Origin of the sequence: Staphylococcus lloydii (assembly GCF_015775975.1) — a bacterium.
Classification (GTDB): Bacteria; Bacillota; Bacilli; order Staphylococcales; family Staphylococcaceae; genus Staphylococcus; species Staphylococcus lloydii.
In genome coordinates, this window is sequence record NZ_CP064056.1 from 2,337,756 (window position 1) to 2,354,055 (window position 16,300).

Annotated in this window: 9 protein-coding genes, 1 tRNA gene, 1 rRNA gene and 1 other RNA gene; all 12 read right to left on the minus strand. The window is 37.3% G+C overall.

Features of this window, described 5'->3' with window-relative positions:
- Nucleotides 1-156: 156 nt before the first annotated feature.
- A 16S ribosomal RNA gene (locus tag ISP08_RS11550) occupies nt 157-1,708 on the minus strand.
- A 484-nt stretch (nt 1,709-2,192) separates the two neighbouring features.
- On the minus strand, nt 2,193-2,789 hold the full coding sequence (recR, locus tag ISP08_RS11555) for a recombination mediator RecR (RefSeq protein WP_048794399.1): 597 nt from the start codon (nt 2,787-2,789) through the stop codon (nt 2,193-2,195).
- Nucleotides 2,790-2,793: 4 nt separating this feature from the next.
- Entirely contained in the window at nt 2,794-3,111 is a 318-nt protein-coding gene (locus tag ISP08_RS11560) for a YbaB/EbfC family nucleoid-associated protein (protein WP_048794400.1), read from the minus strand.
- Between the two features lie 86 nt (nt 3,112-3,197).
- Nucleotides 3,198-4,919: a DNA polymerase III subunit gamma/tau gene (gene dnaX / locus ISP08_RS11565; RefSeq protein WP_195718707.1), complete on the minus strand. Its 1,722-nt coding sequence runs from the start codon at nt 4,917-4,919 to the stop codon at nt 3,198-3,200.
- A 59-nt stretch (nt 4,920-4,978) separates the two neighbouring features.
- Nucleotides 4,979-5,503, minus strand: a complete 525-nt coding sequence (locus ISP08_RS11570) for a GNAT family N-acetyltransferase (RefSeq protein WP_195718708.1) — start codon at nt 5,501-5,503, stop codon at nt 4,979-4,981.
- 156 nt (nt 5,504-5,659) lie between these two features.
- An RNA gene (ffs, locus tag ISP08_RS11575) (signal recognition particle sRNA large type) lies at nt 5,660-5,928 on the minus strand.
- Nucleotides 5,929-6,030: 102 nt separating this feature from the next.
- Nucleotides 6,031-6,756 carry a trehalose operon repressor gene (gene treR / locus ISP08_RS11580; protein WP_195718709.1) on the minus strand — a complete coding sequence of 242 codons (726 nt, stop codon included), beginning with the start codon at nt 6,754-6,756 and terminating at the stop codon, nt 6,031-6,033.
- A gap of 20 nt (nt 6,757-6,776) precedes the next feature.
- The gene (gene treC, locus ISP08_RS11585) at nt 6,777-8,411 is read right to left on the minus strand and encodes an alpha,alpha-phosphotrehalase (protein ID WP_195718710.1); all 1,635 of its coding nucleotides are present in this window, start codon (nt 8,409-8,411) and stop codon (nt 6,777-6,779) included.
- Nucleotides 8,412-8,490: 79 nt separating this feature from the next.
- Nucleotides 8,491-9,921 carry a PTS system trehalose-specific EIIBC component gene (treP, locus tag ISP08_RS11590; protein ID WP_195718711.1) on the minus strand — a complete coding sequence of 477 codons (1,431 nt, stop codon included), beginning with the start codon at nt 9,919-9,921 and terminating at the stop codon, nt 8,491-8,493.
- A 200-nt stretch (nt 9,922-10,121) separates the two neighbouring features.
- Nucleotides 10,122-10,214, minus strand: a tRNA-Ser gene (locus ISP08_RS11595).
- Between the two features lie 61 nt (nt 10,215-10,275).
- A complete protein-coding gene (locus tag ISP08_RS11600; protein WP_048792318.1) occupies nt 10,276-11,739 on the minus strand; it encodes a glutamate synthase subunit beta in 1,464 nt (487 codons plus the stop codon).
- 19 nt (nt 11,740-11,758) lie between these two features.
- Nucleotides 11,759-16,258, minus strand: a complete 4,500-nt coding sequence (gene gltB / locus ISP08_RS11605; protein WP_195718712.1) for a glutamate synthase large subunit — start codon at nt 16,256-16,258, stop codon at nt 11,759-11,761.
- Between the last annotated feature and the right edge of the window lie 42 nt (nt 16,259-16,300).

A 16,300-nucleotide genomic window follows, 5' to 3' on the forward strand; every position in this document is an offset into this window, starting at 1 on the left:
ATTCACTCGGTTTTGCTTGGTAAAATCTATATTTTACTTACTTATCTAGTTTTCAATGTACAATCTTTGAATACTCTATGAGCATTCAAAACTGAATACAATATGTCTACGTTATTCCTTTCATCTTCGTAGAAGATGTTCCGAATATATCCTTAGAAAGGAGGTGATCCAGCCGCACCTTCCGATACGGCTACCTTGTTACGACTTCACCCCAATCATTTGTCCCACCTTCGACGGCTAGCTCCATAATGGTTACTCCACCGGCTTCGGGTGTTACAAACTCTCGTGGTGTGACGGGCGGTGTGTACAAGACCCGGGAACGTATTCACCGTAGCATGCTGATCTACGATTACTAGCGATTCCAGCTTCATGTAGTCGAGTTGCAGACTACAATCCGAACTGAGAACAACTTTATGGGATTTGCATGACCTCGCGGTTTAGCTGCCCTTTGTATTGTCCATTGTAGCACGTGTGTAGCCCAAATCATAAGGGGCATGATGATTTGACGTCATCCCCACCTTCCTCCGGTTTGTCACCGGCAGTCAACTTAGAGTGCCCAACTTAATGATGGCAACTAAGCTTAAGGGTTGCGCTCGTTGCGGGACTTAACCCAACATCTCACGACACGAGCTGACGACAACCATGCACCACCTGTCACTTTGTCCCCCGAAGGGGAAAACTCTGTCTCCAGAGTGGTCAAAGGATGTCAAGATTTGGTAAGGTTCTTCGCGTTGCTTCGAATTAAACCACATGCTCCACCGCTTGTGCGGGTCCCCGTCAATTCCTTTGAGTTTCAACCTTGCGGTCGTACTCCCCAGGCGGAGTGCTTAATGCGTTAGCTGCAGCACTAAGGGGCGGAAACCCCCTAACACTTAGCACTCATCGTTTACGGCGTGGACTACCAGGGTATCTAATCCTGTTTGATCCCCACGCTTTCGCACATCAGCGTCAGTTACAGACCAGAAAGTCGCCTTCGCCACTGGTGTTCCTCCATATCTCTGCGCATTTCACCGCTACACATGGAATTCCACTTTCCTCTTCTGCACTCAAGTCTCCCAGTTTCCAATGACCCTCCACGGTTGAGCCGTGGGCTTTCACATCAGACTTAAGAAACCGCCTACGCGCGCTTTACGCCCAATAATTCCGGATAACGCTTGCCACCTACGTATTACCGCGGCTGCTGGCACGTAGTTAGCCGTGGCTTTCTGATTAGGTACCGTCAAGGTGCGCACAGTTACTTACGCACTTGTTCTTCCCTAATAACAGAGCTTTACGATCCGAAGACCTTCATCACTCACGCGGCGTTGCTCCGTCAGGCTTTCGCCCATTGCGGAAGATTCCCTACTGCTGCCTCCCGTAGGAGTCTGGACCGTGTCTCAGTTCCAGTGTGGCCGATCACCCTCTCAGGTCGGCTACGTATCGTTGCCTTGGTAAGCCGTTACCTTACCAACTAGCTAATACGGCGCGGGTCCATCTATAAGTGATAGCAAGGCCATCTTTCACTGTAGAACCATGCGGTTCTACATGTTATCCGGCATTAGCTTCGGTTTCCCGAAGTTATTCCAGTCTTATAGGTAGGTTACCCACGTGTTACTCACCCGTCCGCCGCTAACGTCAAAGGAGCAAGCTCCTTATCTGTTCGCTCGACTTGCATGTATTAGGCACGCCGCCAGCGTTCATCCTGAGCCAGGATCAAACTCTCCATAAAAAATTATGATGTTTGATTAGCTCATAAAATACTAATTGTGTGTTATCTCTAACACGTTTAAACCAACGATTGTATCGTTGTGTTTGGAATTAACGTTGACATATTGCAATTCAGTTTTCAATGTTCATTTGTTTAATCAACAAGAATTAATTTTACAGAAGTTTCAACTAAATGTCAATAACTTTTTAAAAGTTTTTTCAAGTTGTTATTTAATGTTCGTCGTTTTGTTTCGCTCGACAAGTAAATACTATACAGGCATTTCAAAGAATGTACAACGGTAAAATTTACACTAATCCTTTTAAATAGAGGTTCGAATGTTTTAATTTCCGAACTATAATTCGAAATATATAATTTAAGTTCGTTTAATAAGGCGTAACTACTCAATAATACTTCGTATAAACTGAGTATTCCCTTCATTTACAAACTTTACAATTTTTTAAAGTTTTTTATAAAAAATTAAAGCCACCGCTTAATAGCGATAGCTTTACATCTCAGTCCTACCCATAATAGCTTTCGATAACGTTACTTCATCTGCATATTCCAAATCCCCACCAACAGATAAGCCTTGCGCTAATCTAGTTACTGTTATTCCTATTGGTTTTACGAGACGTGAAATATACATTGCTGTAGATTCCCCTTCTAAGTTAGGGTTCATCGCTAATATTAATTCTTTTACACCTTCATCTTTCAAACGATTAATGAGAGAAGGAATATTAATGTCTTCTGGTCCAATTCCATCCATTGGAGATATAGAACCATGAAGCACGTGATATAAACCTTTAAATTCTCGCATTTTTTCCATAGCAATAACATCTTTATCATCTTCAACTACACAGATAATAGAACGATCTCTTTGTTTATCCTGACATATATAGCACGGGTCTTGCTCTGTAATATGTCCACATTCACTACAATAAGTTAATTCACGTTTAACATCTACTAACGCTTTCGCAAATTGAACGACATCGTCTTCTTTCATATCTAATACGTGAAATGCCAGACGTTGTGCCGTTTTCGGTCCAATGCCTGGCAATTTCATGAAACTGTCAATCAGTTTAGAAATAGGTTCTGGATATTGCATGTTATCACATTCCTGGAATGTTTAAGCCTTTAGTGTGCTTACCTAAGCGCTCTTGTGATAATTCATCAGCTTTGTTCATCGCTTCATTAGTAGCAGCAATCACTAAATCTTGTAACATTTCAATGTCGTCTGGGTCTACCGCTTCTTCTTTAATAACTACGTCTACTACTTCTTTGTGACCAGTCACTGTTACAGTAACCATACCGCCACCTGCAGTTCCTTCAACGCGTTCTTCTTTTAATTTCTCTTGCTCTTCGCCCATCTTCTTCTGCATTTTTTGCATTTGTTTCATCATTTGTTGCATATTTCCGCCACCACGCATAATGTAAATCCTCCTTAGTTATTCTTTGTATTATTAAAATTATGCTTTGCTAATATTATACATGCCTTTATATTTATTGTCATGTATCACTCTTCATCGATAACGTTAACTGTGTTTTCACCAAATAAGTCTTTCGCTTTTTGAACTACATCTACTTCTTCTGTTTCTGTAGCTTGTTGGTGCTCATCATTATTATCATTAGAAGTAGCACCATCATTAGACTTTCTATTTTGTAAGTATTCTGATCTTACTCTCATCCATTGATCTGATGGTACGCCAACAACTTTAACACTCTTATCTATAATATTACATACGACATTTTCTATGTTTTCGCGCTTTTCATCATTCTTATTAACGATTTCACAATGAATCTCTTCTTCAAATTTGATTAACACGTGCGTTTCACTAGCTGCCACGGGCTCTGAATTTTGTAATAAACTAACCAATGATTTCATGTCGTTATTTTTAGCATGATCTACAACTTCTTCCCAATGGTCTTTCAACAATTTAATATCTTCTTTATTCGCTTTGTCTAACACTTTAGTAATTTGTTGCATTGAGAAAATATTCTTAGACTTACTACCTCGATTACTTGGTTGCGGTTTGGCTGGTTGCGCCGTTTGCGTAGTTACTCCTTGTGTCTTCAAAGTCTTTAATTCGTTTTCTAATTGTTCCATACGTTGCAGCAAAACATCATTATTAGGCTCTGATGCTACACTTGTCGTAGCAACATTTTGAATCGTTTGTGGTTGTTCTTTCACCATTTCAGATAATTTAACTAACAAGACTTCGAAATGTACGTTTTGGTTCACGCTAAACCGAATCGACACGAGCGTATCATTTATTATATCTATCATTTGATACAACGTTTCTAATTCAAAATGCATTAATGCATCATATTCAGTACTGGCATCTGCAGTTTTGTTCATAATGGTATCTCTAACGAAATAAATCATATCATTAATGAGACGATTTACTTCTTTGCCGTCTGCTACAAATTGGTGATATGTGCTAAAAGCCGACTTCACATCACCATCTATAATTTGTGAGAACAATTTATTGAGCGCTTCGTCATCAACACTACCTGTTACATTCAAAGCATCTTGCAATGTTAAATGGTCATCTCCAAATGCAATAGCCTGATCCATAATACTTAACGCATCTCGCATGCCACCTTCTGAAGCTTTGGCTACAAAATCAAGTGCTGCATCATCATAATCTATTTGTTGTTCTTCTGCTACAAACTTCAATCTCTCTACAATTTGATCATGATTAATAGATTTAAAATCAAAACGTTGTGCTCTTGAGATAATAGTTGGAGGTATTTTATGTGGTTCTGTAGTCGCTAAAATAAAAATAGCGTGTGCTGGTGGTTCTTCTAAAGTCTTTAATAAGGCATTAAATGCGCCTGTAGTTAACATATGGACCTCATCAATAATATAGACCTTATATTTTGATTCGCTCGGTGCATATTTTACTTTGTCTCTTATATTTCTTATTTCATCGACACCATTGTTACTTGCAGCATCAATTTCTATAATGTCAGAATTAGTCCCTTGTGTAATGCCTTTACATATCGCACACTCATTACATGGCTCCCCATTATCACTATTCAAACAGTTAATTGCCTTCGCAAATACCTTAGCAATACTCGTTTTACCAGTTCCACGAGGTCCACTAAATATATATGCATGGGATTGTTTCCCTTTTGAAATTGCATTACGTAAAGTTTTAGTTACATGTTCTTGACCTACGACATCACTAAACGCTTGAGGTCTAAACATTCTATATAAAGCCTGGTAATTCACACTCGCACCTCCAATAACATTCATTACACATTATAGCATTGTCACTCAAATTATGACTATCAATTAAAAGCAGAAGGATAATTCACTTTTCCTGAAGGTCTATTTGTATCAGTGAAAAATTTAACCATAAAATAACCTTTAGGAACATCAAAAGGGGCAAAAATTTTATAATTACTAGCACGCTCATAACCTAACTCTTGGTAATACTCAGGATCACCTAACACTACAATTGTCTTATAACCATGATTTTCAGCACGTTCTTCTACTGCTTGTATCAACGCTTTGCCCAACCCTTGATTTCGATATTCTGATGCGACTGATACTGGAGCTAATGTTAAAGCAACATGTTGTTCCTGTTCATCTTCTATTGTTACTTCAGACAATAGCGCATGTCCTACTACATCACCCGCGTCATTTTTAGCCACAACTTCCAATTCATAATTATATGCCTCAGATTTTCTAATCTTGTTAACAAGTTGCTGCTCGTCGTGATTTGACACTTCGACATTTTTAAATGCTTCTTCAATTGCTTTTAAGCTCGTTTCATAATCGTTTTCAGTTAAGGTACTTAGATATATTTGCATAGATGTCCCTCCATCGTTTTCGTTATGTAAATATTACACTATTATCCGCAAATATTCTCGTCATAATATTTTTTCATCATAATATAAAAAAGAACGACTTATAGCAACTATAAGTCGTTCTCAATTTATGTAAGTTAATTATTTTAAAATTTAAAACCGTGCACCTTTGCATCGAGTGTAATTCACAAACGTTACCAAAGTCGACAGCTAAATCTCGGCTACCCTACGGCACATATGATAATCCACTTAATGCTGCTTCCGTCAGGACCTGACATGATTCATGGGTTCACATTGCATAAGACCGAAATCTTCAAACACTACGTGCTTTGGGCAGACTTCACAAAAATACACCCTCAGCAAAGGAGTTAAGCCTCGCATAAGCGGTTTTCGAGTACAGGGAACCGCTACCTCCCCACCTAGCACGGCAAAGTTTATAATACTATAATTTACAACTTCAATGCAAGACATATGACCGAACTTATTGATAATTGTTATTTTATAGCTCGTTTTAACGCTCAAAACACTATTTATAATTTTCTTCTGCGCGAAAAATCATTAAATCTAAATTCAGTAGCCAGATGTTTTGATATATTGTATTGAAACCGCTCTGTATTTTTTAAATGAACAATCCCTCTAACTGTAGCAGTATAAGGTGGTTCTATATTACCAAATTGCTCAAATTCTAATTCGCCAAAAGGTTCAAATGTAATCGTCTTATTAGAATAACTAATTTCAAGTTCCAATACATGCTCTATATAATGATAAATTGATGATTGTGCATCTTCTATAGTAATATCTGGCACCATATCTGCCACAAGGTAATCTTCATCGATAATCTTCACTTTACCATTTAACATTCTCAATCTAACTATATGCCATAAAACAGCATTGGTCGTTAGTCCTAGTTGTTCCTTAATGTACGGCTCTTCCTCTGCTTTAATCTGTCGGAATTTTATTACCTTCGTTTGATATTGTAATTGTAAATCATTTTTTACTTCACTAAAGCTCATTAAGTCAGCAAACGGAAACTCTGTAATATTTTGATAAATAACAACAGAGCCCTTACCTCTAATCTTCTGTATCATACCGTCGCTAACTAATAAGTTAAGTGCTTTTCTAACAGTTTCACGTGAAGCTTCATAATATTCGACTAAATCGTGTTCAGAAGGAATACGTTCACCGTAAGTTAGTTCTTCTGATAAAATTGCTTCTTTCAACGTTTCATATATAATAACAAATTTTTTCTTTCCCATGTTTTCAACTCTTCTACCTTTTATTGAGCAATTACTATCGCTCCAAAACCATCTATAGTGCCATTGTTACATTCACCATTTTGCAGTACGACTTTGCCTTCGATATTTAAATCTTTCGGTAATGCTATAGTCGATTTCGAAAAATTAGTAATGACCAGCCAAGTTTCATCATTATAATGACGTTTATAGATAAATAAATGTTCATCATCCATATATAATGGTTCTATACTACCATACGTCACTATATCGTGTTTGTGTCTTAATTCAATTAATTTTTTATATACATACAAAATTGAATTTTTATCAGCAATAGCTGCTTCAACATTTATAGTGTTGTAATTATTAGGCAATTCTATCCACGGCGTTCCAGTAGAGAACCCTGCATTGCGCTCATTAGTCCATTGTACTGGTGTTCTAGAATTATCTCGTGATTTTTGTCCTAATATCTCTATAATGTCCGCTTCATCATACCCTTTATTTTGCATGTTTTGATATGCGTTTAATGATTCTACGTCTCGATATTGCTCTATTGAAGTAAAATGTGGGTCAGTCATACCTATTTCTTCACCTTGGTAAATATATGGTGTACCTTGCAGCATATGCAATGCAATGGCTAACATTTTGCCACTTCGTATTCTTAAATCTTCTGTTGTATCATCGCCGAATCTTGAAACGACACGAGGTTGATCATGGTTACACCAAAATATAGCATTCCATCCTTTACCTTCATATATACCAAGCTGCCATTCCATTAATATTTCTTTTAACTTCACGAAATCTAACTTAGCATTAGACCATTTTTCTCCATCGACGTAATCTACTTTTAAGTGATGGAAGTTGAATACACTGCTTAATTCTTGTCGTTCAGGATTAGTATATTTAATACAATGGTCAATCGTAGTAGATGACATTTCACCCACTGTCATCATGTCTTTATCACCAAAAGTATGTCGATTCATTTCATGTAAATAATCATGTACACGAGGACCGTCTGTATAAAACTCTTTCCCTATTTTTTCAGAGTTTTTAAACTCACCTTTCGAAATGAGATTAATCACATCAAAGCGGAAACCATCCACGCCAAAATCAATCCAATAATTGATAATATCGTACAGTTCACTTCTTACTTGCGGATTGTCCCAATTCAGATCCGCTTGTGTTACATCAAATAAATGTAAATAATAAGTCTCTGTTTCAGGGTCAAATTTCCAAGCATTACCACCAAATTTAGACTCCCAGTTCGTAGGTGGCGCATCATTAGCAGAACGCCTGAAGAAGTAATAGTCTCTATAAGGGTTATCGACACTTGAATACGCTTGTTTAAACCATTCATGCTCCGTTGAAGTATGGTTAATTACTATGTCTAACATAATTTTCAAGTCGCGTTGATGCGCTTGTTCGATTAACGATTTTAAATCATCAATATTACCAAATCGGTCATTAATTTTATAATAATCGCTAATATCATAACCGTTATCGTTCATCGGGGATTCATACACCGGCGTTAACCATAAATAATCTACACCTAGAAATTGTAAATAATCCAGTTTTTCAATTATGCCGTTAATGTCGCCTTCTCCGTTCCCAGTTGTATCATTAAAAGACTTAGGATAAATTTGATAAACTACGGCCTTTTTCCAATCATTTTGCGCCATGAATAATTCCACCTTTACTCTTTTATGAAAAATAAACTCGCTAAATCAAAATAGCGAGTTTATTTTTGATCTACATTCTTTATTGCTCTTCTACCAATTCTTTTGTTTCTTCTTTACTAAATCTAGATAAGATGATTGTTAAAACAAACGGTACGACAATGGCTAATAATGTACAAACTAAATATACGCCCCAAAATTCTTTTTGAATCGAGATAAATGCTGGTACACCACCAACGCCAACTTTACCAAGTACACCACTGGCACCGATAATCGCTCCTAATACACAAGAAGTAAGAATGGACGCTAAGAATGGATATTTTAGAGGTAAATTGACACCAAACATTGCTGGTTCTGTTACTCCTAAGAAACCAGAAATACCTGAAGTGACAGCTAAACCTTGTTCTTTAACCATTTTACGTTTTTTATAGACATACCATGCACCAAAAGCAGCAGAACCTTGACAAATATTTGAGATTGCAACGATTGGCCATAAGTATGTGCCTTGTAAGTGACTGCCCATTAATTGGAAGTCTACAGCCAAGAACATGTGGTGTAGTCCTGTAATAACTAATGGTGCGTATAATAATCCGTAAATCGCACCGCCTAACCAACCAGCATGTTCAAAGACGAATGTCACACCATTTGTAATACCAGTACCAATCCATAAAGCCACTGGTCCAATGATGATAAATGCTAAAAAGCCTGTAATTAATAATGAGACAGGTCCTACAACGAGCATTTTAATAGAGTCTAACACACGTTTATTTAGGAATTTTTCAATTTGCGCTAACACATATGTTGCTAGTAATATTGGTAATACTTGTCCTTGATAGTTTAATTGTTTAATGTGTAAGCCGAAAATATTCCAAGTAGGGATATGCCCTTTAGCAATCTCAGATTGCGGTACTAATTGAGGATTCATAAGTATTAAACCTAATACCAAACCTAGAATTTGACTTCCACCGAATACACGCATACTACTCCAACCCACAAGTGCCGGTAAAAATGTAAATGCTGTATTCGCAATGACGTTAATAATATCCGAGAAATCTCCAAGTTGCGGGAATTGTTTAACCAATGGATCTGGGCCGAATAGATTTTCCATCGTTAATAAGTTATTTATACCTAAAAGCAACCCAGCAGTAACGATAGCTGGTAAAATCGGAATGAATATATCACCCAATAATTTGATTAGTCTTTGCAACGCATTTCCCTTTTGCGTCGCTGCTACTTTCGCATCATCTTTAGATGCTTCAGAAGAACCCGTTTCTTCGATAAATTGTTTATATACTTCATCGACTGTGCCAGGACCAATAACGATTTGATATTGGTTATCCGCCTTAAACTGACCTTTCACCAAATCGTTTTCACTTAATTTATCCTTATCTACCTTATCGTCATCTTTCAACACTATACGTAAACGCGTGACACAGTGCGTGGCTGTGTCGACATTCTCTTTTCCCCCAATTGCTGCAACTATATCCTGAACATCTTTTCTTTTTACAGCCAAGATAATCCACTCCCATCTTTATATCTTAATGAGATTATACATGTATAGACAAGTTATGTAAAGGCTTTCATTTAAACGTAACCTTCACTTACCAATTAGAAATTTATTGGGTCGTATGTGCCAAACACATTAAAAAAGGCAAGCATTCAAATTATTGAATACTTGCCTTTTGTATCTATTAGTCTTGGATTATTTATTAATGGCGGAGGAAGAGGGATTCGAACCCCCGCGGGCCGTTAAGCCCCTGTCGGTTTTCAAGACCGATCCCTTCAGCCGGACTTGGGTATTCCTCCAAACGAACACAATATTAATAATATTATAGCTCGTTTTAAAAGTCAATAAAAATACTTATTATTAAACAGGCGCTTTCGCTTTTAAGAAACTATCTACCGAATCGGCTACAGCTCTTCCTTCTTGTATTGCCCAAACAACTAGACTTTGGCCTCTTCGTGCATCACCTGCCGCAAATATTTTAGATTGATTAGTTTTAAAGTCTTTATTATCTGCAACAATTTTATTACGTTCAGTTTGGATATCAAATGCATGAGGCACTGTAGTTTCTGTACCTACGAAACCAATTGATAATAAAACTAAATCGGCTGGCCAATGACGTTCAGTACCATCTACGACGACCATACCTTCTTCAGTTTCCTGTAAAATTTGAGTATAAACACCTTTAACATTACCAATATGATCGACGTCATAACGCATTGTTTGCACACCGTAAGCTCTTGGTTCCATACCAAATTTAGCCTCATATTCTTTATGTGCATAATCCATTTTGAATACTGGCATTGCTAATGGCCAATGTTCATTCGTCTCAAATTCAATTGCTTCAGGTTGTTTTGTATACTTGTTGAATTGTACAATTGATTTACAATTCTCTCTTAATGCTGTCGCAACACAATCGGCACCTGTATCACCTGCACCAATAACGATGACGTTTTTACCTTCTGCAGTAATTGTTGTTTCATCGATTTCACCATTTAAATATTCCGCTTGCTCCGTTAAATAATCCATAGCGAAGTGGATACCTTGACCCATACGGCCTTCTAAAGGTAAATCACGTGCGTTTTGTGAACCTGTACATAAAATAATCGCATCATAAGATTCTTCTAATGCTTCTTTTGAAATATCAACACCAATTTCAATGCCCGTTTGAAATTCGATGCCTGACTCTTCCATAACTCTGATTCTTCTACGTACAACTTCTTTATCTAGTTTCATATTAGGAATACCGTACATAAGTAGTCCGCCCGCTTCTTGCGCACGTTCATATACCGTCACGTTATAGCCTAATTTATTCAATTCATCAGCCGCAGTTAGCCCAGCTGGACCACTACCGACTATTGCCACTTTTTCATCCTTACGAACTTCAGGCACAGTCGGTTGCACCCAACCATTCTCATAAGCTTCATCAATAATTGTTCGTTCAATGCCTTTAATGGCCACTGATTCACGATTGATTTTCATTACACATGATTGTTCACATGGTGCTGGACAAACATATCCTGTAAATTCCGGGAAATTATTTGTTTCCATCAAACGTTCATATGCAGCTTTAAAATCTTTTCTATATACTAAATCATTCCATTCAGGAATATAGTTGCCAATAGGGCAACCAATCGTTTCACGTCCAAATGGTTCACCCGTTTGACAGAATGGTGTACCACAATCCATACAACGTGCACCTTGTATAGATGCTTCTTCACGTGTGAAGCGCTGCTGGAATGCAGAGTGATTTTTCAAACGATCAACTAACGATAATTCATCGAGTTGTTGTTTATCATAATTCATAAATCCTTTAAATTCACCCATGCAAATCCCCCCTTAATGATTAATATACAGCTGTCAATTGTTGATTTGGCTCTAAATGAGTGCGTTTATCGTTAAATGCATTAAGTAACGCTTCATCTAATTGAGGTGTTTCACGTTTTTGAATATCGATTTTTTGCATCATTAATTTGAAATCTTTCGGAATGACTTTGACCACTTTATCAGCTATATTGTCAAAATCATTAAGTACCTCAATTGCTTTTTTACTATTTGTATATTTAACGTGTTCTTCTAACATTGCTTTAATTACGTTACGTTCTTCTTCAACTGTTACAAAATCAAAATCTAAAGTATCTAACTTATTCACTTCTTTAAATCGTTCTACATCTGATGGGAAAATATAACTTACACCACCACTCATACCTTGTCCGAAGTTTTTACCAACGTCACCAAGTATGAGTACACGTCCACCAGTCATATATTCTAGACCGTGGTCACCAATGCCTTCGACGACAGCTTGGACGCCACTGTTACGTATACAGAATCTTTCACCTGCGCGTCCGTTAATAAACGCTTTACCTTGAGAAGCACCATAGAAACAAACGTTACCGACAATGATTTCATCTTCACGTGTTTCATTTGGAGCATTAATAATAATTTTACCTCCGGATAGACCTTTACCAACGTAGTCATTTGCATCGCCAGTATGATGAATAGTTAATCCACTAGGCGTGTATGCAGCTATACTCTGACCTGCATGACCTTCTGTATAGGCGAAAATCGTATCTTCAGGTAAGCCTTCTGGGCCGTGAGCACGTGTGATAGCACTACCTGTAATTACACCTACATCACGTTGTTCATTATTAATAGTATATTCACCTTTAAAAGATTTACCTTGTTCTAGTGCTTCTTGAGCATCTGGATATAAATAATTTAAGTCAAAACCTTCTTTAAGATGGTGATTCTGTTCAATTTTGTTAAAACGATCACCGTCATGTTTATATAGCAACGCTTCGACATCCATTGTATTTGCCTTTGGACGATCTTTAAGATGAGGTGCACGTTGTAATAAGTCTGTTCTGCCAACTAATTCATCTACAGATTTTAATCCTAATTCCGCCAAAATTTCACGCAACTCTTCTGCTACAAAATGCATAAAGTTAACTACATGATCAGCTCTACCGTTAAATAAAGCACGTAAATCTTGGTTTTGTGTAGCTATACCAACTGGACATGTATCCTTATGACACACGCGCATCATGATACAACCTAGTACTACGAGTGGCGCTGTAGCAAAACCAAACTCTTCTGCACCAAGTGCACATGCATATGCCACGTCTTTACCAGTTAATAACTTACCATCTGTTTCAACTTTCACACGTGAGCGTAAATCATTCATCATTAATGTTTGATGTGTTTCGGCTAGGCCAACTTCCCATGGCACACCTGCATGTTGAATACTCGTTTTTGGCGAAGCTCCTGTACCACCGTCGTAACCACTGATGACGATTTTGTCTGCAAATGCTTTAGCTACACCTGCTGCTATTGTACCGACCCCTGTTTTCGATACAAGTTTTACTGTTATATTTGCTTCTTTGTTTGCATTTTTTAAATCATGAATCAACTGTGCTAAATCTTCAATTGAATAAATATCATGATGTGGCGGTGGTGAAATTAAACCGATACCTGGTGTAGACCCTCTTACTTCAGCAATCCAAGGATATACTTTACTACCTGGTAATTGTCCGCCTTCCCCTGGTTTAGCGCCTTGCGCAACTTTAATTTGAATCTCTTTCGCATGTTGAAGGTAATCACTTGTTACCCCAAAACGTCCAGAAGCTACTTGTTTAATTGCGCTCGAATGGTTGCGACCTTCCTCGTCAATAATATAACGTTTAGGGTCTTCGCCACCTTCACCGCTATTACTCTTACCACCGATTTTGTTCATTGCTTCGGCTAATGTAGAGTGCGCTTCTGCCGAGATAGAACCATAACTCATCGCTCCCGTATTAAAACGATGTACGATTTCACTTGCAGGTTCTACCTCATCTATACTAATTGGTGCTTGCTTTTTAAATTCCATCAAATGACGAATGTGATCTGTACGTTTAGTATTTACTTCATTTGAAAATGCTTTGAATTGTTCATAATCATTGAGTCGACATGCATGTTGTAATAAATGAATAGAAGTTGGATTAAACGCATGATACTGACCTTGCTTCCGCCACTGGAACGTACTACCTGGTTGAATATATTTACTCAACTTACTTTGTCTTGCCTTATTTTCTTTATCAATTAATTCTAAAGAAATACCGGACAATTTAGATTTAGTGCCGGTAAAGTATTTATCAACAACTTCATGAGCTAATCCTACTGCTTCAAAGATCTGTGCCCCTTGATAACTTTGAACTGTAGAAATACCCATTTTAGCCATAACCTTGATAACACCTTCTGATAAAGTATCTGTATACGTTTGAACCGTCTCTTCAATTTCACCTTCGATACGTCCATTAAGTGTCAGTTGTTCAATTGTACGTTGCGCTAAATAAGGTATAACGGCATTTGCACCATAACCTAATAAACAGGCAACATGATGTACTTCTCGCGTTTCACCGGATAACGCAATAATACTTGTATCCATACGTAGGTTTTTACGAATTAACAATTGATGAATATGGCTTACTGCTAATAACGTCGGAATTGCATAGCCATTTTGCAATACTAAATAGCTATCATCTAATACGATAATTTCGCTACCATTTTTAACAGCTGCTATCGCATCATCGCCAAGTTCTTCGAGTGCTTCTTCTAGCCCTTTGTTATAAACGGTAGATAATCGTTTTACATTAAAACGACTTTCTTCTATCGCTTCTAATTGCGCTTCAGTAAGCACTGGCTTAGATAATTGGATACGATTCAAGGCATCTTCTGTAGGATTTAACAAATTACCTTCACTGCCTAAATAAGACAACTCACTCGTCACTATTTTTTCACGATACGCATCAATCGGTGGATTCGTAACTTGTGCAAATAGTTGTTTAAAATAATTAAATAGCGATTCATCTTCTTCATTTAAAGCAGCAATCGGCACATCATACCCCATTGCACCAATTGGATCTTTTTTACTTTCGACAAGTTCAGTCATATACTTGTCCATTTCCTCTTTGGTATAAACGAATTGCTTTTGCAGACGCGTTAACGTATCTTCATCCCATGTTGATGATTTATAAGCGACGTTACGTAGATCTAAATCTACTTTAAATTGACTTAACCAACTTTCATATGGCAATTCGTCTGCGATATGTGACTTTAATTCATTGTTCTCGACTACTTTGTTTTTATTAAAATCTACTAATAATAGTTTACCTGGATTCAATTGTCCTTTATATGCAACATTGTCTTCAGGTACATCGACCACACCAACTTCTGAAGAGTACACAATGTAATTATCTTTTGTAATTGTATAACGACCCGGTCTTAATCCATTACGGTCTGTAAGCGCACCGATTTTGTCTCCATTACAAAACGAAATCATTGTAGGACCATCCCATGGTTCCATTAAATAACTATAATATTCATAGAATGCACGTACGTTGGCATCATTGGATTTGTTGTATAACCAAGGTTCAGGAATTAACAACATCGCCGCTCTCTCTGGTTCCATCGACAATGATAAAAATTCTAGTGCATTATCTACAATTGCAGAGTCACTACCGTCTTCGTCGACAATTTCATGTATTTTATGTTTGTCTTTACCAAATACAGTATCGACCAAACGTGCTTGACGTGCACGCATCCAGTTAACATTACCTTTAATAGTGTTAATCTCACCGTTATGCATCAATAATCTGTTTGGATGCGCACGTTTCCAACTAGGAAATGTATTAGTACTAAAACGTGAATGTACTAGCCCCAATTTAGAAACGTATGATTCATGCGATAAGTCTCTATATAGTGATTTGATTTGGTCCGATCTTAACCAGCCTTTATAAACAATTGTTTTGTGTGAAAGACTAGTGAAGTACAACTCTAGCTCTTGATCATTACCATAATGTTCTAATTGTTTACGCGCTAAATAAAGTGCTTTTTCTTTGTGTGCAACATCATTCAAACTCACAAATACTTGTTGAATGTGAGGCATCGTTTTTGCCACGTGAGGTGCGATTGCATCAGTATCTACAGGCACATCTCTATAACCTAATACTTCAAGCCCTTCGCCTTCAAAGAAAGCATTAAATGGACTCTCATGTTTAGACCCAGCAATTTTTTCATTAGTAAAAAATAACCCAACGGCATATTGCCCTTCGGTTGGTAGGTCGAAATCGACATGTTCTTCAAAATATTCAAATGGTATTTCAGTCATAATACCTGCGCCATCACCAGTTACACCGTCAGCCCCAATTCCCCCACGATGGTCTAATCTACGTAGCATTTCCAATGATTTCAATACAATATCATGCGTACGTTTATTATTCATATTGGCATAAAAACCAATACCACAAGCATCATGTTCTTCTCGACTATCATATAAGCCTAATTTTGTGCCATTCTTTTTGAGCATGACGTTCACCCCTTTTACGAAAAATTCAGAATATTTTATGAA

Excerpts from the sequence above, each read along its gene's own strand:
- recR (WP_048794399.1), bottom strand. The coding sequence starts at position 2,789 with ATGCAATATCCAGAACCTATTTCTAAACTGATTGACAGTTTCATGAAA.
- ISP08_RS11560 (WP_048794400.1), bottom strand. The coding sequence starts at position 3,111 with ATGCGTGGTGGCGGAAATATGCAACAAATGATGAAACAAATGCAAAAA.
- ISP08_RS11570 (WP_195718708.1), bottom strand. The coding sequence starts at position 5,503 with ATGCAAATATATCTAAGTACCTTAACTGAAAACGATTATGAAACGAGC.
- treR (WP_195718709.1), bottom strand. The coding sequence starts at position 6,756 with ATGGGAAAGAAAAAATTTGTTATTATATATGAAACGTTGAAAGAAGCA.
- treC (WP_195718710.1), bottom strand. The coding sequence starts at position 8,411 with ATGGCGCAAAATGATTGGAAAAAGGCCGTAGTTTATCAAATTTATCCT.
- ISP08_RS11600 (WP_048792318.1), bottom strand. The coding sequence starts at position 11,739 with ATGGGTGAATTTAAAGGATTTATGAATTATGATAAACAACAACTCGAT.
- gltB (WP_195718712.1), bottom strand. The coding sequence starts at position 16,258 with ATGCTCAAAAAGAATGGCACAAAATTAGGCTTATATGATAGTCGAGAA.